Here is a 22,566-nt window from a genome sequence, read left to right on the forward strand (position 1 = left end):
ACACTTTTTGTTTATGTGTTACTTTCTGCCTGGTTATCAATCACTATCCCGTAGTCATTTATTCATAGCAGTATGTTTAGGGAGACGACAGGTCGTGCATTTTGAAAAATGTAAACTGAGAATTTATATCGTATCAAGGAATAATTTCAAAAATAGTACCTTTGTTAAAATCAGTTACTTTCATAGAACCGTAAACTCCTAAATATAACCTAGTTTGATCCAAATTTGTTCCTAAACTCATATAATAAGCTGCTTGCGTACCAAAATCATAATTAGTTTCAATAACATGAAAGTCAGTATGTTTACCGTCTGTACCGGCTCTAGTATATGCTAAAACACCTTTAACTGGCGGCCGAGACTCTTCTTTCCTAGCAAGGTCACTAAATACAACACTACCATTTAAATTCGGGATTGCAGTTCCCATATATGGCTGAACGCCTGTTAGTGAAGTTCCGCCAAACTTATCTGGTCTGGGGTCTTTATGAAAATAACTAATTAGTGGCTGAATACGCTTGGCGGATAATTCTATTGTTTCATTATAATAAGCCATTGTTCTCTCATCCAAAGTAGGATTCTCAGAACAGTGCCTTATAAAAGAAGTAGGTAATTCTCCTTCCCATCCTCGCCAACCAAAATTAAGAAATCCTTCTTGATTAGGAGTAGAACTCATTAAATACGTTTGAACAAGTTCTGTAACCGGAATTGATTTATAATGAACAAACGAGAAAATCGACTCTACGATATCCTGTCCGACATTTCCAGCGTATTTGATATATTGATTATAAAACCTTTGGAATGTAATACCGGTTATATTTCGAACACCTTTCGCAATTACTGTAAGGGTTTCTTGTATAGATAAAGGAAGTTCATTAAAGCGCGTTACTACTGGAGGATTATGTATGATTGTATTTTTACTTACATCGATTTCAATGATTTTACCTGCTATTTCTAAATCATCTTGGCTTAAATTAAATGGGTCATAACCTGATCCACCATCTCCATTTGTAAAAACAAGTTTTCCCGTTTCAGGAGAAAAGTTTAAAGTGTATACTCCGTTATGATTAAAAAATGGGCGTTTTATATTAAGTAATGTTCTGCGTTTTTGAGGTTGACCATTTGATTGTAAAACCCATTCTTCAATTGTATCAATATGATCATATTGCGTATTTCTATTAACCCACTTTAAGTTTAACGTTTTAGGGTCACACGGATTCGGTTTAAATTGTTCAGAAAGTGCACCAGGTCCTTGAGTTCCAGCTACTGAATAATGAAGATAAAATAAACCGTTATGATGAAATTGAGGATGAAACGCAAGTCCTAGCAATCCTCGCTCATCATATCCACTACTAGCAACACCTTCTTCAAATGTACCTAATTTAATAATTCGTGGACGAATATTTAAAAATGTTTTTATAACACCATTTCCTATGTAAAAAACCTCTCCTAATTGAGTTGCGATGAATAATCTTTCGGTCGATTCACCTGGAATTATGGCTGTTTTTATTACAGTTGGTAAATTTATATTATGAACAATGGGCCGTAAACGAATCTTAACTTTAGTCAATTAACTGTCCACCCCTTTTTCTTCTATTTAATAGAAGAGTATGATTAGAGTAGTCTTATTAGTATCAATTAACTCATATTCCTTTTTATTACAATTTTGCATATAATATAATTATAAATAAACTAGGGGGACTACTTATGACACTTTTACTACAAATCATAGTACCACTTATATTTGCACTATATTTATTTACCATCTATCGTAATAATACTATTGGAAAAGCTGCTTTTCTTTTAGCGGTCATTATTGGGATTTTTGGTTTAGAGAACATTTTTCAACATGCTAATCTAACAGATCATGCTATTTATCCATATTGGGGCAGTTTGAAGGCTGTTTTTATCGTTTTATCAGTCGGATTTCTATTTAAAAAAGGTGGTTTAACAGGAGAATATTGATTTGTAATGCTGTACATATTTTCTTATTAGACTGCTTTTATTTTATAAAAGAAGAAATGTCCATGTAAAAACAAGAAGGAGTGTGTTACATATGTCTATAAATATTATTTCTATAGTTTCTATAATAATATGGATTGTGTTGATTACAGAACTTATAAAACCTTCAAAAGAACAGAATGGACGAAAAATCGTAACTTTATTATCTGCTGGTTCCGCATCGACAATTATTTTGATGGTTTCATTTATTCAAAATATCCCGTTTTGAAATTGGTAGTGATATAATTACAAGAAAATATTTATAAATAAAAAAGATTAGGATTCGCTCCTAATCTTTTTTATCATTCAATTGCACCAGCAACATCATAATCATTTAAATCCAATTCAATAGGCTGTCCGAGCGCTAGTTTAGCAAGTTCTGCTCCTAAGTATGGACCAGCTGTTAAACCTGAAGCTCCTAATCCATTCGCAACGAGAATTCCTTCAAAGTTAGGTATTGGTCCGATAACAGGTAAGAATCCTGGTGTGAATGGTCTGAATCCTACTCTCGTTTCAAGCATTGTAGCATCTTCTAAGCCAGGTGCAACTGCTAACGCTTTATGGAATACTTCATGTAAACCACCTGCAGTTACACGGTGATCGAAACCAGTATCATTCTCATGTGTTGCACCAATTACAACATGACCATTATCAAACGTTAATATATATTGATCGTTTGGCGGCATAACAACAGGCATATTTTCTGTTGCTGTATTTTCCATTTGCAGGTGAACAATTTGTCCTTTTTGGAACGTAACTAAGAAATTAATTTCTAATGGGTTTAATATTTCGTTCGCCCATGCGCCAGCAGTTACAATAACCTTTTCTGCTAAAATTGTCTCGTCATTTACTTTAACTCCAGTAATATGATTCCCTTCACGAACTAATACTGCATCTCCTTTTATAAAAGTTGCACCATGTTTTTTCGCAGCGCTTATTAATGCGTTGCGTAATAATCTTCCATTTACTCGTGCAGCACCACTAATATGAACAGAACTATATTCTTCTGATAATGCCGGGAATAATTTTTTCGTTTCTTCAGCTGATAAACGCGTAATTTCACCAATCTCTGGTGCATCTTCACGTCGTTTATAAGCTCGCTCTTCCATTTGATCTAGTTTTTTCTCGTCAGTATGTAAACTAATTGCACCTACACGGTTGTAACCTGTATCCGTTTCACCGTCTTCTTCTAATTGTTGAATTAACGAAGAATAGTAACGTGCACCGCTTTTAACGATTTTATACCACGCTTTATTACGACGTTGTGAAAGCCATGGACATACTATACCTGCTGCTGCATCAGTTGCTTGCCCTAATTGTTGGCGATCCATGATAGTAACATTCGCACCAGCCTTAGCCAGATGATAAGCAGTAGACGCTCCTAAAATTCCAGATCCAACTACAATATACGATTTCATTTCAAACACCTTTTCTCTTTACTAATTATATAAATATAAGAACATTCTTAAGTATAATAGAAGGAATCCTTTTTTCAATGTACTCATCGCAATTAATTGTTTCATCATTGTGACTTTCCTAATCGTTATTTTTTCTTCTTACGGAATAATTCAATTGTTTTATAGCCTTGTGAAAGGATTTCAATCATTTTCTCAAAACGTTTTTCACGTGTTTTTTCTTGTTTCACAGAAAATAAATTACGTGCCCAATCTTTTTGATATCCAGGAGTTAAACTTTGATAAAATTTAAGTTCATTGGGATGATTAGCTAATAAAGCTTCAACATCTTTAATTCGATCTGCATAATCGGCAACACATTGACTCATAGCAGGCGTTTTCGTCGCTTTTTTCTTTTCACGCTTTAAGCCTACAACAGTAAAGACGTCATCCATACTTACCATTCGAGCAAATTTAATTTCGCTTTCTCCTACATATCCATCTTCACCAACGCTTAATGCTGGAAACATCTCATCACGGTGAATAAACGTACTGTAACGAGCATTACCTTTTTTCGGATATGCGAAAAACACATAACCTTTTTCAAGTAATAATGCTTCATTACTAATAATAAAATTCGTTTGTTTCACCATTTCATCAAGCGTTTCAACAAAAATAAAAATAGCATCGTGTTCTTTTGAAAATGCAGTTTCTTTACCTGTGAAAATGTCATAATCACTTGGTTCGTTAATAACAACCATATTCGTATACTTATTAAGTTTCAATTTATCGATAACTGACATAATAATCTTCCTTTACATTCGAAATTCATTGTACATACTTTTTTATACTGTTCTAGTGTATTATATCTAGTTAGAAAATCAAACTTTAAATAGTATTATTCTGTTTCAAAAGAACAAAAATCTTTATTTGAAGAGCTGGTTTTACAAGAGGATGATGGAAAAGAACCAGTTTTTAATTCATATGAAGAGGCTGCAGAAACATTAAAAACATTAGAAGAAAACCTTTTAAACCAAAAATTATACAAATAGCCGATTCCGAATAAGAACAGGCTATTTGTATAATCACAACTCAATAGCAAATAAAGTATATAAAAGCTCTCTATATTGATCTTCTGTAATTTCACGCTTAGTTTTTGCTCCATACATCATTTCAGTTAAACTAGAATTCGTTAAAGAGATATGGCCAGCGTTCGTCAACTTTACTGCAATTGGTCCTTTATTGAAAATAGACTTTTCATCTTCTACCACTCTTCTTTGAACATCGTTTACTACTGTCTCGTCAATAATATGAGTATAAAAAGCATGACAAATTTTCCATTCTCCATCAACATCTATTCTTTCTAGAACATAATTGCCTTTACTCGTATCTTTTCGTCTCACCCGGTACGAACCGTTTTTTGAAGAAACAGACTCACCAGTAAAAGGTACAGGAACGAGAGGTACTAACGAAGCTATACCTACATCAATTAAATACTGTACGTTATCTTTATTTAAAATAATTGTTATATGTCCGTCCTCAAGTGCCCAAGCATTTATATCATTTTTATATACAGTACCTAGTGCGAGTTGTACATCATAACCACTATCTTTTAAAAAATAATAAAAAAGAGTATTTAATTCATAACAAAGCCCACCGCGGGAACTAGTTAAAATTTTCTCTTGTAAGTTTTTCATAGAAATTGCATTTATATTACCTGCTATAACATCTAAATTCTCAAACGGTATTGTGTGAGCAAATGCAAAGAGTATTGTACTTAATTCTTCAAACTTTATTTCAGTACGTTTTTCAAGGTTTAATCTTGTAAAGAGTTGGTCTTGTAAATCTGTCATATTCAGCACTCCTTAATAAGTTATAAGTTAAAATAATATATGCTGATTGTATATGTGATGAGGTACTGTAACAATGTACATTTCGATTAACTGTACCGGTACAAAAATTCTAATTCACAAGATAACCTAATATAAGAAATTAAAATAAGAGGCATCATTAAAATGCCTCTTATTTACTCTGGGATGCTACGAATATAAATGTAATAGTTTGTCTATGGATACACTATTAATATTACTTAAATCAATAAAATATTGAAGTTGCCACATTTGGCTCTTTTTAGCTTGATTACTAACAGGGTTATCCCATATAGGATAAACTCTCATAGCCATCTTTCCTTTTTGACTTTGAGTTTTTAATATTTTTTCTTCAAGAAGAATCTCTTTCGGGAAAATAAATTGTCCTAGTTTATGATCATTAATACATGTGATAACTAATAAGTCAGGAGCAGCGTCATAAGAAAACGCTTGATTTTGCATGTTTTCATTTTTCTCCCAAAAAGAAACAAATTGACCAATTTTGTTAGGAGTAATTTTTGATACTCTAAAACGTATCGTTTTGTTATTTAAGTGAAATAACGCCCCAGCATACTCTGAGTTTTGTCTTTCTTCTTTTAGATTAGTGATTATTAAGTTATTAGGTTTATATACTATGTCATTTAAATTTTGAATGATATCATTAAAGTTGTTCAAGTAAACTCCCCCTTTATCCACCTTTTAGTTTATCACAAACATTAGTTCTTATATATCGTGTAGATAATATATAGTAATAACGACGTGAAAAAGAGGGTTATTTTAGTGGAATATGATTATGCAGGTTGACTAGATTATTTCAATGTACCCAATTTTTCAATTGCTTGTTGTTCAGTTGCTAAATAAAAAATATTATTACCTTTATTACATTCATAAATGAAGTCTTTTAAGCTTTTACTAGTGTACATAGAAAAATCCCCAACGATAGCAATCTTTACCTTGTAGTTTATAAACTTTTGAAGGATATCGCCCGCAAGCCGTGTTTTTAGATCAAAGAAATCTTCACTTATTAAAGATTTATGGATAATAATATGTTTCGCATCTACATCATATTGAACTGTTGCCATAGTATCTAATGCAGACTGAACATCCGATATTAATACCTTATCGTTTCTAATGACCGCAATATTGATTCCATCGATTACTACTTTCTTTATTTCCATAGTCCCACCCCTTTATAATTTACACAGTATGAGTAAAATTGTTTTACAAAACTTCGTATTAATCATAGATTAAATTAGCCGCAGCTATTAAAATCGCCTCTATTTTTTATTGTAAATATCTATTTTTTATTACTAATACGGTCAATGAAATTAATGATAGTTTCTTTTTTGTATTTTTGAATATATATATAATTGCTTTTACTTGTTATAAAAATATTGTGGAGTAACATAACTTAACAAACTATCCAAAGTGTTAATCTCGGCATATGGTTGTATTTTGGTAGTATTCTTGATTTTCTGAGGGTTAAACCACACACCTTTTATATTTGCATTTTGAGGACCAGCAATATCCTTTTCTAAGTCATCCCCAACAAATAAAGTATTTTCCGGTTGTAAATTTAGCTCATTTAATGCTAGTTCGAATATACGTTTATCAGGTTTACTAAATCCCACTTCTTCAGAAATAATGATTGTTTCAAAATACCTATTTAAATTCGTGTTAAATATTTTAGCTTTTTGCCTCTGAGTTGATCCATTTGTTATAATTCCAACTTTAAAGTGCTTCTTTATTTGATTTAAGAAATGAATAGTATTTTGGTCTATTGAAAAACATCTAGGGAAATTATTATTCCAAAAATCTTGGATGTAATTGCGTGGCAATCTATACCTTGGTGTGAATTCATCAAACAATGATTCTAAAACTGTCGTTTTATTACTTATGCCATATTCTCTTTTATCGTATTCTTTGAATTTCTGTAACATGTTGCTTTTAGCCGCACCATCTACATTTTCATAACACTTTTCTAAAACAATTAAAAATAATGCCTCTACTGCTTTATCCCTATCAAGTAATGTATCATCTAAATCAAACAGCATCGCTTTATAACCCATCAAATAATTTCACAACCTTTCTCGCATGATTTAAATAATCCTTAGTTCACACCTTAAGCGCTTACTAAATTAGCAAAAAAACTCTAAAGTTTGTGAGGTACACTCTATAATTTCGCTAGCTTTTTTTATATTGAAATTCATTTCCGTTTCCCCTTCTAGTAAGTAGCGAAAGTATATGTTCACACAGTTTAAGAAATCACATGTAGTTCCCAATATTATACATTAGTTTTTTAGAAATATAAATCGTTCAGCTTTTCATACGATAAGTTTTTACAAGCATACAATTATTTTTTCATAAAACGGAATATGGCTAATAATATTTTTTTGGAGAATACACATTCTTGAAAATGAAGCTAATACGTTAAACGTCCTATGAAGTTCCTATTGTATCTCCACATAAACTCCAGATAGTACGGCTATAATGACTACCAGAGGTGATATTATGAAAAACTATCATATTCTCGTGGTAGAGGACGATCAAGAAATTCAGGAATTAATTAAACAATTTTTAATGACACAGCATTATACAGTGGTAGTCGCTTCAGATGGACTAGAGGGTATGACACAATTTAATAAGCAATCATTTGATTTAATTCTTCTAGATGTCATGATGCCCAATCTTAATGGGTTTGAAGTTTCTAAAATGATTCGAAGTCAGTCAAACGTACCAATTATTATGCTAACTGCGTTGGAAGAAGAGGAAGATCAAATGAAAGGATTCGACCTTGGGATCGATGATTATATAACAAAGCCCTTTTCATTTCATGTTTTGATTAGACGAGTCGAAGCTGTACTTAGAAGAAGTTATGATAAAAATGTAAATAATCATTTGATATTTAAAGAAGTGCGTATTGATGTGGATGCATATAGAGTATATGTAAATGACGTTGAAATTATATTAACGACAAAAGAGTTTGAAATTCTACAACTACTATTTCAAAATGAGAGAAAAGTACTCACAAGAGAAAATATCGTTGAAAAGGTTTGGGGTTACGATTATTTTGGAGAAACACGAATAATCGATACACATATTAAAAACCTACGCAAAAAATTAGCTATCCCTTATATTAAAACAATAAAGGGTATTGGATATAAAATTGATGAATAGTATTGTGAAACTCATGAAAATGAAGCAAATTACTTATAAACTCTTTATGACTACATCTCTCATTTTATTATCCTTTGCAATATTGATTTATTTAACTTTATACTTCTTTCTTCCGACGTTTTATGAGCAATATAAAACAGATCAACTTCAAACAGGGATAAACGAAATCATTGATAAATCTAAAAATCTTACGTTTCAAGATGCGATACCACTTTTTGATGAATACGCCAAAAAAAATAATGCGATGCTTTATCTTCAAAATAAAGAAGGAATAATTATTTACTCTCCTTCATTTTCTTTTATTCAAAGTGGTACGCAAAAAACAGTAGTTACTAAAGCAACACGATTCGAGAATGCAAGTACCCTTAGCAATTCATATAACGTTACGAAACCAATTCAATTTCAAGATGGTAGTTTAACGCTTGTAGTGTTTGCTACATTTCAACCGATTGATGAAGCTTCACAGGTTTTAGTACGCTTTCTCCCCTATATTAGTATCATTGTGCTCGTTATTGGTATAGGGAGTGCTTATTTTTATTCCAGGTTTATTACAAAGCCACTTATTTATATTAATGAAGGTGCACAAAAGATGGCAAATTTAGATTTCTCCGAAAAAATTGAGGTTCGCTCTACAGATGAGTTAGGAGAATTATCTAATAGTTTGAATGACATGTCTATTAACTTGCAACAAGCTATGTTTGATTTAAAAAAAGCAAATGAACAATTAAAAAATGATATTGAAAAAGAAAGAGAAATAGAAACAAAACGCAGAGAGTTTTTTGCGATTGTAGCACATGAATTAAAGTCCCCTCTTACTGTAATGAAAGGATACTTAGAAGGAATGATATACAATATTGGCCCTTATCAAAATCGCGATCAATATTTAAAGAAGAATCGTCAAATTATTGAAAGTATGGAACAATTAGTTCGTGAAATTTTAAGCGTATCGAAATTAGAACAACATACCTTTAAACTAAAAGTAGAAAAAGTTAATCTTTCAAAGTTAATAAATACAATTACAAAAGATCTCGAATTTTTCGCTTCACAAAAAAACATCCAAATAATAAAAGAAATTGATTCTGATCTTTCCGTTTATACAGATTATGTTCTTTTAGAAAAAGCATGTAAAAATATTATCCATAATGCGGTTATGTATTCACCACATAATGAAAAAGTTTATATACAGTTAAGTAAGGATTCTAAACAAGGTCAAATTAAAATGCAAATTATGAATACAGGTGTCAATATTAAAGAAGAAGATATACAACAAATTTTCAAACCGTTTTATCGAATTGAAAAATCAAGGAATCGAAATACTGGAGGAAGCGGTTTAGGACTGTATATTGTGAAACAAATTCTTGAAACGCTAGATATAAAGTATTCTATAAAAAATATGGAACATAGTGTGCAATTTTGTATGAGCATTCCATTATCTAAACAAAAAACAAATAAACTCCCCTCTTAGTAGGACGAGTTTATTTGTTTTTGTAGTAAGTATAAACTTATGATGAAATCATTATAGTGGAAATAGATTATGAAATTGATTCAAGTTTAGGATAGTTCATTTTATAATTTGATTTTGGAGTTAGCATAACAATTATATATATAAAATCCTTAAATGGATTTGATCACTAGTTGGTTTTAGAAAACCTATAGTTATTACCATTGATGTTGAGGTACAGACCGCAAATCAGAAAAAAACCACACTAAGAAAAATAAAAGCCTTGCTGCATTTGAAGTGTGGCAAAGCTTTTTTAAATTGCTCAATTCTTGTTCCACTAACGTCTTTGTTAGCTAGCACTTTAATTGTTTTAATAGCCTTTTGTTTAATTCCCACAATGCTGTTTTGTTGCTATCCCATTTCAAAAGGGTTACTGCTTCCTCAAAGCATAACCATTTATAATTGAAGTGTTCCTTAGATAATGAAATATTTTTTGTAGGAACTTTAACTCCAAAAGAAAATTCTTTTATTACATAAACTTCTTCTCCCCAAAGGAATCCTCCAACTACATCCTCTACTGGTAATGACGACACAGAATCTAATGTTATATATGGGCATTCTCTTATAATACCAGCCTCTTCAAACGCTTCCCGTTTTGCTGATTCGATAGGAGTCTCACCATCTTCTCCACCACCAGCTATTCCTTGCCAATAACCATAATCACTTCGGTTAAAAATGGCATATCGAATGGAATCATCAGTTTTTATATAAGGAAAAATCAATACTTGATATGGTGCTCTCATTGTTTAAGCTCCTCCCGAAAATAAGCTTTAAATACATATGAACAATTTATTCACTAACTTGCCATTTTAGTGAATAAAGAGCCGACATCACAATTCTACATTAATAATGCAGGTTTATGGTCGCGGCTCTCCATTTTTAAAGAATTTTATTTTTCATAAACGGGGGTCACCATACATTTCCATCAACTCAAGAGGTTTTAATACCCTCAAAAGCTTCATCCTTTCTAAGCAAGATAAATTAGAAAGGATGACGTTTTCTTATGAATCCCTCGATTCAATATGAACTACTACCATTTGCAGAAGAATTACAACGATATCACACGTACGGTTTCCGAATCCATCATATCCATACGCATTGATCGTTCCATCTGCTAATGTTTCTTTCTTTAATTGATTAATAGAATCGTATTCATAGGAAACAGTTCGTAAAGATTCGCCCTATATTTCTAACGCATTAAGATTTATAAAAGTTTTTTACAATTTTATATTTGATTTTTTTAGTAACTCAACATATTATATCGTTAGAACTGAGTTACATATTTAAAAATCATAATCTGGAAAATCTGCAGATGTGCGGGTTCTTTTTTGTAACATAACATCAGAAAGTAGAGGTGAAACGAATAGGAACTTTAAAGTCTTTAAAACGTGATGCATATCTTTTTATTGCGATGTTAATTTATTTTTATGGCATCTTCATCTCAATACTTATTATGGACAGTACATTTAACTGGTTAAGCTTTATACTTGCATTGCTATCCCTATGTGCCTTAGTCTTCACCATACAAGACATTAAAAATAAGAATTACAGAATAAAATAAAAAAGCATCTGATTCAGATGCTTAACTCTCAATTTTATAAAATATTGACGCCCATGACCATACAGCTACCAAATACAATACATAGTAAACCTAACAGGATTAAAAACTCTGGTAGATCAAAGTGGTCTAGTAGCGCACCTATTAATAATCCAAAGGGATAGAATACAATTTCGATCCAGGTTACGCCCCCTGCTTTTTTTATTTCTCGGTAAGATACAATGCTAACAATTAAAATGCCTAACACAATCAATCCTATCCCTAACATCATTCATCAATTCACCCTTTTTAAAATTTAAAAATCTAGCTTTTCACTTTCATATACTGCTCTTTTACACGTGCCAGTAAGTCCCGCAGCTTATTTTCTACAGGATGTTCTTGATTTTCTGGTACTTCTCTTCCATTTGATGAAAAGCTTTGTGAGCATGAACTTTGTGTAACTTCAAATTTTGCATATGGGAAAGTGTGCTCATTTTCTTCACCAACGTTTTCAGTAGTGCTTCCATTTGAACCAGCGCGTATGCAGTTCTCGTCAAGTTTTGTGCGCTTCCCTTCCTTGTTTACCGTGTAATAGGTATCGTTGACCGTACCATATTTCATATCGGCTGTAGATGTTACTGCGGTTCCGTCTGCGGTGAATGTAACTACACGAAAACCATCTTCTTCTGGCAACAATTCCGCTCCAGGTACATTGTATAGTACCACTAAATCTCCTTCGTACGCTTCAGGAATGAGATAAATCGTATTTGTGGTGTCTTTTCCAAATCGGATACAACCGCTTAATACAATCATAAAAAAGATTCCGAAATAAATTATTACGTTTCTCATAGAGTCTCTCCCGTTATTTGTAAGAATGGTATAGTATTTATTATATAATGCAATATATTTCCTTGGATAGAATAAGTTTCTGGTTTAAAGACAGCTTTCCTTAGCTTGATGGTGATGTGGTATTCCCTAAAAAGAAAGACTAAGGAAGGTCCCATAAACTAAAGCTCTCCTTTAGTTGAAAAAAAGGAATCCTCTCATTGTTTCTCACTTTGTAAATCTTATTGTTTACTAAAGATAAAGTGGTCTTCAGGCTTCCAAACGTGCAGATGGTCAGCAATGTATCTGCGTAGCCACAACATGACATTAATTCGTCTAGGATAAAAGCCATTTGAAAAATCATCGTCTTTAGATAATATTTCCGATGATATTGTGATGGAGCTTGTTGTTTTTGTGATTTTTATAAATAAAATTAATGGATATATTAAAAACCGTACTCATAAATGGAACAAATGTGTTACTTAGATTGTCTATTACGTATAAAAAGGTGTTCTTGGTAGTTCTCTCCTTTTGTAATGCAAGAAATACAAGATGAGTCCTATCCTGTACATTTGTTAATTGTATTGGTATGTAAAATACCAATACAAAATCCATAAATTCTTGAAAGAGGTTGAAAATGTATGATCGTTCCAAAGAAGTTTTTTCACATTTCGCATTATAAAAAGATGCTACCTGTAGTATTACTTTCATGTGTAACGCTTATAGGCTGTTCCAATAGTAATATTCAATCCGAACCTCCGAAACAAACAAAACAAGAAAATACAAGTAATCACTCTTTTGTTAAACTTGAAAAAGAATATGATGCTAAACTTGGTATTTATGCATTGGACACAAGTACGAATCAAACTGTTACTTATCGTTCAGATGAACGTTTTGCATACGCATCTACCCACAAAGCACTTGCTGTTGGAGCACTGTTACAAAAGAAATCAATAGAAGATTTAGAACAAAGAATTAAGTATACTAGCAAAGATCTTGTGAATTACAATCCAATTACTGAAAAATATGTAGATACAGGTATGACTTTGAAAGAACTTGCGGATGCTTCCATTCGATATAGCGATAATACTGCACAAAATCTTATTCTTAAGCAATTAGGTGGGCCAAGTGAATTCAAAAAATCATTGAGAGAAATAGGAGATACTGTCACAAATCCTGAACGTTTTGAACCAGAATTAAACGAAGTGCAGCCAGGAGACACTCGTGACACTAGTACCCCAAAGGCATTAGCTACTAGTCTTCAAGACTACGCGCTAGGCGATATACTTTCAATTGAGAAACGAAACTTTTTAATAGATTTGATGAAAAGAAATACTACGGGGGACAACTTAATTCGTGCTGGAGTTCCAGGAGAATGGGAAGTAGCCGATAAGACTGGCTCTGGATCTTATGGAACAAGGAATGATATCGCAATCATTTGGCCACCAAATAAGAAGCCAATTATTCTTGCGATACTTTCTAATCATGCGAAAGAGGATGCGAAGTACGATGATAAGCTTATTGCAGATGCAACGAAAATAGTGTTAGATGTTTTAAAAGTAACGAATAAATAATAATAGTCATGAATGTAAGCTGCTCCTACTTTACGGTACATATCGTTTGAAAGACATTTACGTATATAAACGCTAAGAAGTATCATTAAATGTATTTAAATTATTCAATACCAAATAATAAGTATCTCTTGTTAAAAGGGTGATTATGTTTTAAATGAGCAAATACTTTATATATAGCTTTTGAGTAATCCAATTTTAGTTTTTTGAAATTTAGTATGCAGCACTGGAATACACGTTTATTCACTATAGTTGTCGAATATTCTGTGCTTAATTATCTCCAGACTGATATACTATAAACACAATTGTTCTTGAAGGGTGATGATATTATGTATGAACAACAAAATAATAGGGATAGAGATCAAAAAATGATGTTTTCTATGCAAGGAATTCCCACAAATAAAGTTAACATGAATCAATTACCTAAATGGATTAGAATTTTCGGCTATTGTGCGTTTGGTTGGATGATAGTATTTAGTTTCATTATGATTGTAGGTTTAATTCTTCAATAACTATACAGATAAACAATTAAACAGGACGGTATTTAGATCATATATCTAGGTAATGTCCTGTTTTTCATATATAATTCCTCATTGATATAGTTAACCGGTCATAACAAAAAGAACCTGTAGAATATTCTACAAGTTCTTTTTTTAATATTGTTAAAAAAGGAACAACAAACTATCTTAACATTCAATACAGGGAGACCATTTTGATTATGGCTTGGTTTTATTGTATATCAATTATTAATATTTGAAGAAATATTTTTTAATATTATGTGAATTAAAAACCTAGAGTGTTTATTTTAAATTTCATTTACTACTAACTTCTTCTTACTTAAATAAACTGCACGATCAGATTTTTTAGCAACTTCCTGTGAGTGCGTCACAACAATAATACATTTATTTTCTTTATGTGCAAGTTCTTGAAACAGTTCTATTATATCCATTGCCGTTTCTTCGTCGAGGTTTCCTGTTGGCTCATCCGCAATCAGTAAATCAACATTACAAGATAATGCTCGAGCAATTGCTACACGCTGTTGTTGCCCGCCACTTAGTTGCAGAACGTTACGTTTCGCTTCTACTTCTGTGAGTCCTACCTTTTCTAATAATTCTAATGCCCTTGCAGTTTTATTTTGCACTTTAACACCTGTAATTTCCATTGCTGTTAGGACATTTTGAAGAGCAGTCATATAGGTAATCAAATTATAAGATTGGAAAATTACAGATACATGTTGATTGCGGTATCGATCCAAACCAATTTTTCGAATATCTTTTCCATTATACAGGACATAACCATTTTTAGGGACATCCAGTCCGCAACCTAAGCTCAGAGTTGTGGTTTTACCAGATCCAGATGGTCCTAAAATTGTGTAGAAATGCCCTTTTTGAAAAGAAAAATTAACATTATCTAGTATCGCTACATTTTTCCCATTACTTTCATAATAATAATCCAAATTTTTAAATTGTAAAATCGTTTCCATATCGATCCTCCTTATTCATCTTTTAAAAGAATTTGTTTTGGATTTAAACGTAGAATTGATAATGCTGGAAGAAGCGTTGCTAATATAGCAATAGCTAGTCCTATCCCTCCCATTTTGCCTACATCTTCTCCTGTTACACTTACATCAATTTTATCAATCGGATCCTCTTTTTGATTTTGTACAGTTCCACCAGGTCCAGACATCATTACAGTCCCATTTTGCGGGTTGTTTGTTTCTTCGCTTGCTGTAGCAACTTCACTTGAAAGTAAATTATCCCCTATATATTGAGAAACTTTAGCTCCTGTTGTTATGGATAATCCAAAAGCTAAAATAGCGATACATACTACTTCTACTACGAACTGCGCCATCAGCTTCCACTTTTTTTCTCCAATGGACAATAGAATCCCCATTTCTTTACGACGTCCTTTAATCGATAACATAATGATTAATCCTAATATAATCGCACCTGCAATTGATACAATATAAATAATCATTTGAGAAGTAGATGAGATATTTTCGATAGGCCCAATCATTTGTTTGTACAATGAATCATGTGCATCTAATTTATAATAATTAAAATTAATCTTAGATTTTTTTGCTTCTTTTTTAAATGCTTCAATGTTTTGTGGGTCTTTCAAGAAATACACGACTTGAATGCTACTTATACCTTGATCTACTTCAAATTTTTTCATAGTTGAATGCGGCATATATAGTTTATTAGCTGGATCCATTATAGGAGGGGCCTGTTGACCCATTGCTTGCTCATTCGTTTCGTAAATACCGATAATTTCAACCTCGAGGGTTTCCTTCTTATCCCCTGATTGCACTTTAACTTTGTCTCCTACTTTCAAATTGTTTAATTCCGCTAATCGTTTTTCCATTAAAGCTACATTCTGATCTTTCATCTGTTCTGTAATTGGTTTCCCATCAATGATTTTACTTTTTCCGTTCTTAAAGCTTTCTTGTAATGCAGTCTTGCGAACTCCCTCAATCATAAAGGAAGCATTCATATCTATTTCTGTACCGGAGCTTGAACCGCCTCGTACAGCCGCCATTCCCGCTTTACCCTTTCCTTCTCCTTCTCCTTCTGAAGCTCCTACTAGTTTAAGTCCATCCGAGATTCCGAATGTATTGCTTATGTAATTATAGTCTTTTACATACTTTGACTTCGCTAACTGATCTGCTTCTTTCGTGTTGAGCTTCGGTGGATTAGGCATCTCTCCAGTTTCCTGAGCCTGTTGACCTAATTTGTCAAAATCAAGACTTAAAGTAACATCTGCACCTAGTTTTTTTCTTGCTGCATCCGCAGCTTTTTTTGATGCATTTTGGATTGTAAATCCTGCCAACACTAAATTTGTAACAATTAGGAAGACTGCCATCAAAATTAATGATGTTCCTACTCTTTTTTTCATACTGAGAATTGCTCTTTTCATAAAGTTCATTTTTTTCTTACCTCCTTGATAACTTATATTCTATATAGGTTATCTAGAGTCTATATGGAGCTAATCGGTAGTTTATCTAGAGATATAAGGAGTTTATGTGTAGTTATTCAATGACTTTGGTGAAGAATATTGGTAAGGAGCTAGTCCATATATATTAAGATTCATTGAATGAGAGCTTACAAATCTATGCTTATTATATAATTTCTATAGAACTAATTAAAAGCACCCTATTTGAATGGTTATATGTGGTTTGTTAAATATAAAAATCCATTAATGAATATGGCGTTTTATTGAAGTTGGTCGGATTTTTTAATAATAATATTGTGTTAAAAAGCCTAATATATCATTTTATAAGTTAGGCTTTTATGTTATCTATAAGAAAAAGTTATAGAGACTCATAATATTTTATAATTTAACCTATTGTATTTAAACAAGTAAAATAAAAGTAACAAGTGCATACATTAAGGAGGTTTTTTAATAGTGACAGAAACTATAACATTTAGGATTGCTACGGCAGATGATTTAGATGATATTGTAAAAATGCTTGCTGATGATGTTTTAGGCAATAAAAGAGAGCGCTATGAAACACCACTCCCTGATAGTTATATAAGAGCATTTCATGCTATTGATTGTGATCCAAATAATGAGTTGATTGTAGCGTGTGATGGGACGGAGATTGTTGGTCTTCAACAAATTACATTTACGCCTTACATTGCACGTCAAGGGGGTTGGAGAGCTACTATTGAGGGGGTACGGACAGTCTCATCAAAACGTGGTAAAGGTATAGGAACTAAACTTATTAAATGGGCTATTCAACGTGCTACATTGCGGGGATGTCATTTAGTACAGTTAACAACAGATAAAGAACGACAGGAAGCGTTGCAATTTTATAAGAAATTAGGATTTAAAGATTCTCATGAAGGATTAAAACTTTTTCTTTAATGAATATTGTTATTTATATACCCAAAAGATGCATATTGTAAGGTTCATTGACTACCGACTTCGAAAACTATAGTAACTATCACTGAATAAAATATATTAATTGATACATTGTTCATCATTTAAATTACATTACTTCAAACGGTGTATCTTTTGATACGAAAATAAGCAAGTTAATGTTCTCTCATATAAATGAGAATATTAACTTGTCTTTTAAATTGTAGTATAAATTATTTATGGTTTTATTTTATTGTTAGTTTTATAATATACAAATTTATCACCTGGCTTTATAATTCAAGCACGTACTATTAGACGAAAAAAATATTTTAAATTTAATTTACAGTATAAATAAAACATAAATTTTGTCCATGTTTTAAACAATATGTATTTTGGAGGAAGTTAATTTGATTTTTTCAAAACTCATTGATCGATACGCCTTGTATGATTTGCACAAAAAAAGAAGTGGAGAGTTTCAATATACTTCTCTTTCTAACACCGCACTAGATATAAAGGATATAGAATTTTTTTATAAAGTACAACCATCTAATATTCATTTTAACATTAAGCATGCAAAGCAAGAAAAGGAATACATGGTTGGACAGTTCAAATATAAAAGCTCGGTTCAATCTGGTGATTCACGCAACGATTCTGTAACTGGGGAATTATTTTTACATGAAAACGAAGATGCACCTCATGTCATCTTCGTTCACGGTTGGAGAATGGATTCTAACGAACGTGTAAAAAAAATATTTCACGACCATATGACTAACTTGAAGTGGAATATGTATTATTTTACTCTACCCTATCATTTTGAAAGAAAACCCAACCAATCCCTATTCAGTGGAGAGTACATGGTAAGTGCTAATATTGAACGAACTGTACAAGCCACTAGACAAGCGGTAGCTGATTTACGAACTTTGATTAAATGGATTAAAGCAAATAAAAATGGTCCCTTGATTTTAATAGGAATCAGTTTAGGTGGGGTTATTACAAACCTAACAGCTCTTGTTGAATCAGACATTGATGTATTGGCATCCATTTTCTACGCGAATCGACTTTCATATTCAATTTGGAAGACAAATCCAGGTAAATTCATTAGAAAAGATTTGGAACATCATGGTGTAACGTATAATGATTTAATAGATTATTGGAAAATCACTGAACCGAGTCAAGCATTACCAAAAGTGAAAAAAGAAAATATTTTATTAATTTCAGGCAAGCACGATCTATATGTGCACCGTGAGGATACGGACTACTTGTGGGCATCTTGGGAAAAACCTACTCGATATATTTATACATGTGGGCATGCTGGGATTGTTCTTAAACGTAAAAAAATTGCAACTGATACTATCAATTTTATTCAGAATCGATTGAACTCCCCACACTTTCCCAATGTCATGCTTTAAAACAAGAGATTACTAAGTACAGGATTTTATACTTATAATGTTTTATTTTATACTGAGCTCATTTTTAAATCTTTCTATTGTCACCTCCCTTAACCTTGCATGATTGGAAAATGATATAGAATTTAGGAAGAAACTATGAAATAAACTCGCCATATGGAAAAGCGCTACTTATTCACCAGATATTATTGTTGTTTAGCTTGTTTATGCAATATTACATATAAAATGCTTTATTTGTTCTGTTATAATTTTAAGAGTAAGTTATTCATCCATTCATTTACACCATCCATATCTACAATTATGGAAACCCTAATTACATATAAAAAAGAGAAGAACATTGGTGAGTTCTTCTCTTTTTTTATTTTTTTAAGATTACTATCCAAAGTAATTATTGCAATTACTTCAAGCTGGCTTTTGAATTATAAATTCTGATTTTCATACTTCTTCATGAGTCTATATAAGGAAAAAAGAATTTACTCCTTTTCTAACCAAATAAAAGGAATTTTTTTAAACAGTTATTTTAATTTGTACTGTTCTCCTATATTAATGCCTGCCCATGAGTATTTTCTTAAATTATATATTAAGGAATGCAAATGTATTAATCCTTTCCGAATATGAATTCGAACATGTATCCGTTGCAATATGCCATTAAAATAAAACGGATCACCTCTTGGTTCAATTAGAAAACTACTTGTAAATAACTACAACGACATGAAAACACTTTACTCCTAAATTAATCACTTGTATTACTGGTTGCATGAAACTCCTTCTTGAGAAAGGTTCTAATTTCCGAATATTCTGTTGACTGCTAAGACATATTCAATTTACAATTTAATTGTGATGTTTTTTCACAATTAAACTACTTAGAATACACTTCATTTATTCGAAAACAATTACAAATAGAGGTGCTAAAATGAAAACAAGAGTAAATCCAGAGTTATTACAAGGGTTAGAGATGTTTCCAGATCTCGATTTACGCCCGGAAAACTTGCAATCAATCAGAGAAGGAATAGCTCAAATGAGACCACCTACCGTTGTTGATGAATCCCTTTCGTTAACTGATGAAATCATTATTGGACCTGATGATAATCCGTTACCATTAAGAATTTATCGTCCAAAATCAAATAATGAATTTTTACCTGTCTTATTATGGATACATGGTGGTGGTTATATCTTAGGTTCTATAGATGATAACGATGATACTTGTATGAGATTTGCAAAAGAAGCTGGCTGTGTGGTCGTATCTGTAGACTACCGCTTAGCACCTGAACACCCTTACCCAGCACCAATTGAGGATTGTTATTCAGCTTTAAAATGGATCGCTGATAATGCAAAGTCATTAAACATTGATTCGAATCGAATTGGGGTTGCAGGAGTAAGTGCTGGCGGTGGACTAACAGCAGCATTATCATTATTAGCGCGAGATCGAAAATATCCTTCAATTTGTTTACAAATGCCACTATATCCAATGATTGATGACCGAAATAATACACCTTCAGCGAATGAAATTAAAGAGGGATTTGTTTGGAACCAAAAAGCAAATGAAGCTGGGTGGAAAATGTATTTAGGAGAAATGTATGGAACGGATAAAATCCCTGCCTATGCAGCGCCTTCCCGAGCGGAGGATTATAGTGACTTACCATATACTTACACATTTGTTGGCCAATTAGATCCATTCCGCAGTGAAACATTAACCTATGTAAGCAAACTAGCGCAAGCTGGTGTTGATGTCGAGTTTCATTTATATCCAAATGCCTATCACTGGTTTGAAGGGTTAAATCAAAATGCCGATGTATCTATTTACGCTGTAAACGAAATGGTACAAGCAGTAAAGACCGGTTTCAAAAGAGTCTCTAAGGTTGAGGCTTAATCCCTATACAAGAAAAACACTCGTAAATAGTATAATAGCCGATTCTCATTTAGAATCGGCTATTAATGTGTAAAATTCACCTAATATATCAAGGTTGAGAAACGGATATAAGATGTTTAGGCGATGTGTTTATTTCCTCTGCCAATGCTTTTATGTTCATCATGATTTGAATTATTTCTTCTTTTGTTGTCCTTGGGTTGATAGAGCAAAGTCGAATTACTACTTTTCCTTTTAATTTAGTCGTACTTAGCATAGCAAATCCTCTTTGATTAATTTCTTCCACCAGTTTTTTGTTTATTTCATGAATTGTATCTGTAGATGTTAGCTCACATGGAATATAACGAAAAGTAACAATTCCTAACTGTGCAGGTGTTACCACTTCCCAATCTTTTTCTTTCCTTAAAAACTCTTCAACTTGTTCAGCCAACATAATGCCATGATCAATTGCCTCGCGAAAAGCTGTGACTCCAAATACTTTAAAAGAAAGCCATACCTTTAATGCCCTAAATCTACGAGAAAGTTCAATTCCACGCTCCCCAAAATTCACTTTTTCTTCTATATTAGTTTCTGTATCCTTAATATACTCTGGGATCATACGGAATGTTTCACTTAAATATTGGCTATTTCGAATGAGTACACAACCGACATCATAAGGCTGAAAAAGCCATTTGTGCGGGTCTAACGTCAAAGAATCGGCACGATGAATTCCACTTAACAACTCCCTTCCTTTTTCGCTAAGAATTGCTGCAGCCCCATAAGCCCCATCCGCATGCAGCCATACATCTTCATCACTACAGAGATCAGCCAATTCATTAAGAGCATCAACTGCTCCGCAATTCGTTGTCCCTGCATTAGCAATAACACAAAATGGTTTTTTTCCTTTTAATCGATCTTCTTTTATTTGCTTTCTTAAAGTACTAACTGAAATTTTTAAATCTTCATCTGTTTCAATTCGGCAAATTTGAGAATTTTTAAAACCTAATACTTTAAGTGCTCGATCTACAGAAAAATGAGTTTGGTTAGAAAAATACACAACCGCATTTTCTATGTCATTATTCAACTTGACCTGTCTCGCTACAGTAAGTGCAGTCAAATTAGCCATGGAACCGCCACTGACAAATAGCCCTTCAGCTGAATCAGGGAATCCTAGCATTGATTTTAACCAGTTGATTGTCGTTAATTCAATTTGTTCCGCACCTGCACCTACTATCCAAGCTGTAGGGAATACATTAAACCCACTTGCTAAAAAATCTGCTACTACACCAACATAATTATTCGGACCTGGCACAAAAGCCATAAAATGAGGATGGTCCACATGAGTAATTTGATTAAACACATTGTTATTAAGAAAATGAAGTAACTCTTTTGGGTTGGATCCGTTTTCTGGAATTGTTTCAATTAGCTTGTCTCTAAAAATATTACTATCAATTGTTTCCGAAACTGGTTTACTTTTTAAATGATTCATATGATCAACAATCAAGTCCACAGCTTGATATCCTAACTGACGCATCTCTTCGGCTGATAACTGCAAGTTTTTTGTCATTTGGTTTACTCCTATTCT

At 32.4% G+C, this 22,566-nt stretch carries 22 protein-coding genes; 9 read left to right on the top strand and 13 right to left on the bottom strand.

All coding sequences use genetic code 11. From position 1 onward, the window contains the following. Positions 1-133: 133 nt before the first annotated feature. A complete protein-coding gene (locus MHH42_RS13485; RefSeq protein WP_070173296.1) occupies positions 134-1,564 on the bottom strand; it encodes a PQQ-dependent sugar dehydrogenase in 1,431 nt (476 codons plus the stop codon). A gap of 137 nt (positions 1,565-1,701) precedes the next feature. Here MHH42_RS13485 and MHH42_RS13490 point away from each other — a divergent pair, with 137 nt between their 5' ends. Both MHH42_RS13490 and MHH42_RS13495 read left to right on the top strand, forming a co-directional pair. Then, positions 1,702-1,959 carry a hypothetical protein gene (locus MHH42_RS13490; protein ID WP_340893464.1) on the top strand — a complete coding sequence of 86 codons (258 nt, stop codon included), beginning with the start codon at positions 1,702-1,704 and terminating at the stop codon, positions 1,957-1,959. A gap of 91 nt (positions 1,960-2,050) precedes the next feature. After that, positions 2,051-2,224 (top strand): hypothetical protein, encoded by a 174-nt coding sequence (locus tag MHH42_RS13495; protein ID WP_176519272.1) that lies wholly within the window; start codon positions 2,051-2,053, stop codon positions 2,222-2,224. A 73-nt stretch (positions 2,225-2,297) separates the two neighbouring features. Here the strand turns inward: MHH42_RS13495 and MHH42_RS13500 are convergent, their stop codons facing one another. The 6 genes from MHH42_RS13500 to MHH42_RS13525 form a co-directional block, all read right to left on the bottom strand. Further along, positions 2,298-3,413, bottom strand: a complete 1,116-nt coding sequence (locus MHH42_RS13500; protein ID WP_097855060.1) for an NAD(P)/FAD-dependent oxidoreductase — start codon at positions 3,411-3,413, stop codon at positions 2,298-2,300. A 125-nt stretch (positions 3,414-3,538) separates the two neighbouring features. Continuing rightward, positions 3,539-4,192 carry a YdeI/OmpD-associated family protein gene (locus tag MHH42_RS13505; RefSeq protein ID WP_000110842.1) on the bottom strand — a complete coding sequence of 218 codons (654 nt, stop codon included), beginning with the start codon at positions 4,190-4,192 and terminating at the stop codon, positions 3,539-3,541. Positions 4,193-4,474: 282 nt separating this feature from the next. Next, on the bottom strand, positions 4,475-5,242 hold the full coding sequence (locus MHH42_RS13510) for an arylamine N-acetyltransferase family protein (protein WP_000130915.1): 768 nt from the start codon (positions 5,240-5,242) through the stop codon (positions 4,475-4,477). Positions 5,243-5,428: 186 nt separating this feature from the next. After that, complete coding sequence (locus MHH42_RS13515; RefSeq protein WP_001058755.1) at positions 5,429-5,932, bottom strand: MepB family protein; 504 nt, start codon at positions 5,930-5,932, stop codon at positions 5,429-5,431. A gap of 134 nt (positions 5,933-6,066) precedes the next feature. Then, positions 6,067-6,435, bottom strand: coding sequence for a DUF4180 domain-containing protein (locus MHH42_RS13520; protein ID WP_000403457.1), 369 nt, complete (start codon positions 6,433-6,435; stop codon positions 6,067-6,069). Positions 6,436-6,633: 198 nt separating this feature from the next. Next, the gene (locus tag MHH42_RS13525) at positions 6,634-7,326 is read right to left on the bottom strand and encodes an HAD family hydrolase (protein WP_000540715.1); all 693 of its coding nucleotides are present in this window, start codon (positions 7,324-7,326) and stop codon (positions 6,634-6,636) included. Positions 7,327-7,768: 442 nt separating this feature from the next. On the opposite strand from MHH42_RS13525, the gene MHH42_RS13530 reads away from it, so the two are divergent. Beyond that, complete coding sequence (locus tag MHH42_RS13530) at positions 7,769-8,434, top strand: response regulator transcription factor (RefSeq protein WP_000800727.1); 666 nt, start codon at positions 7,769-7,771, stop codon at positions 8,432-8,434. Further along, entirely contained in the window at positions 8,427-9,899 is a 1,473-nt protein-coding gene (locus MHH42_RS13535; protein ID WP_340893467.1) for a sensor histidine kinase, read from the top strand. Before MHH42_RS13530 ends, MHH42_RS13535 begins: the two co-directional genes overlap by 8 nt. 329 nt (positions 9,900-10,228) lie before the next feature. On the opposite strand, the gene MHH42_RS13540 is transcribed toward MHH42_RS13535, so the two are convergent. From MHH42_RS13540 to MHH42_RS13550, 3 genes are all read right to left on the bottom strand, one after another. Continuing rightward, complete coding sequence (locus MHH42_RS13540) at positions 10,229-10,678, bottom strand: NUDIX hydrolase (RefSeq protein ID WP_001202617.1); 450 nt, start codon at positions 10,676-10,678, stop codon at positions 10,229-10,231. An 852-nt stretch (positions 10,679-11,530) separates the two neighbouring features. Beyond that, positions 11,531-11,764, bottom strand: coding sequence for a hypothetical protein (locus MHH42_RS13545; RefSeq protein ID WP_000979111.1), 234 nt, complete (start codon positions 11,762-11,764; stop codon positions 11,531-11,533). Between the two features lie 32 nt (positions 11,765-11,796). After that, the gene (locus MHH42_RS13550; protein WP_001246652.1) at positions 11,797-12,321 is read right to left on the bottom strand and encodes a DUF6843 domain-containing protein; all 525 of its coding nucleotides are present in this window, start codon (positions 12,319-12,321) and stop codon (positions 11,797-11,799) included. Between the two features lie 617 nt (positions 12,322-12,938). Between MHH42_RS13550 and bla the strand changes: the two genes are divergently transcribed. Beyond that, on the top strand, positions 12,939-13,871 hold the full coding sequence (gene bla, locus MHH42_RS13560) for a class A beta-lactamase (RefSeq protein WP_000636873.1): 933 nt from the start codon (positions 12,939-12,941) through the stop codon (positions 13,869-13,871). 326 nt (positions 13,872-14,197) lie between these two features. Then, positions 14,198-14,380, top strand: coding sequence for a hypothetical protein (locus MHH42_RS13565; protein WP_000273228.1), 183 nt, complete (start codon positions 14,198-14,200; stop codon positions 14,378-14,380). A 293-nt stretch (positions 14,381-14,673) separates the two neighbouring features. On the opposite strand, the gene MHH42_RS13570 is transcribed toward MHH42_RS13565, so the two are convergent. Then, the gene (locus tag MHH42_RS13570; RefSeq protein WP_000447845.1) at positions 14,674-15,351 is read right to left on the bottom strand and encodes an ABC transporter ATP-binding protein; all 678 of its coding nucleotides are present in this window, start codon (positions 15,349-15,351) and stop codon (positions 14,674-14,676) included. An 11-nt stretch (positions 15,352-15,362) separates the two neighbouring features. Continuing rightward, a complete protein-coding gene (locus MHH42_RS13575) occupies positions 15,363-16,793 on the bottom strand; it encodes an ABC transporter permease (RefSeq protein ID WP_098180375.1) in 1,431 nt (476 codons plus the stop codon). A gap of 480 nt (positions 16,794-17,273) precedes the next feature. On the opposite strand from MHH42_RS13575, the gene MHH42_RS13580 reads away from it, so the two are divergent. From MHH42_RS13580 to MHH42_RS13590, 3 genes are all read left to right on the top strand, one after another. Next, complete coding sequence (locus tag MHH42_RS13580) at positions 17,274-17,735, top strand: GNAT family N-acetyltransferase (protein ID WP_000140903.1); 462 nt, start codon at positions 17,274-17,276, stop codon at positions 17,733-17,735. A 401-nt stretch (positions 17,736-18,136) separates the two neighbouring features. Next, entirely contained in the window at positions 18,137-19,138 is a 1,002-nt protein-coding gene (locus tag MHH42_RS13585; protein ID WP_000577691.1) for an alpha/beta hydrolase, read from the top strand. A 910-nt stretch (positions 19,139-20,048) separates the two neighbouring features. Continuing rightward, a complete protein-coding gene (locus tag MHH42_RS13590; protein WP_000857948.1) occupies positions 20,049-21,005 on the top strand; it encodes an alpha/beta hydrolase in 957 nt (318 codons plus the stop codon). Between the two features lie 88 nt (positions 21,006-21,093). Here MHH42_RS13590 and MHH42_RS13595 read toward each other — a convergent pair whose 3' ends face one another. Next, the gene (locus MHH42_RS13595) at positions 21,094-22,548 is read right to left on the bottom strand and encodes a pyridoxal phosphate-dependent decarboxylase family protein (protein WP_000164819.1); all 1,455 of its coding nucleotides are present in this window, start codon (positions 22,546-22,548) and stop codon (positions 21,094-21,096) included. Between the last annotated feature and the right edge of the window lie 18 nt (positions 22,549-22,566).

Source organism: Bacillus sp. FSL L8-0099 (assembly GCF_038006385.1).
Lineage (GTDB): Bacteria > Bacillota > Bacilli > Bacillales > Bacillaceae_G > Bacillus_A > Bacillus_A toyonensis.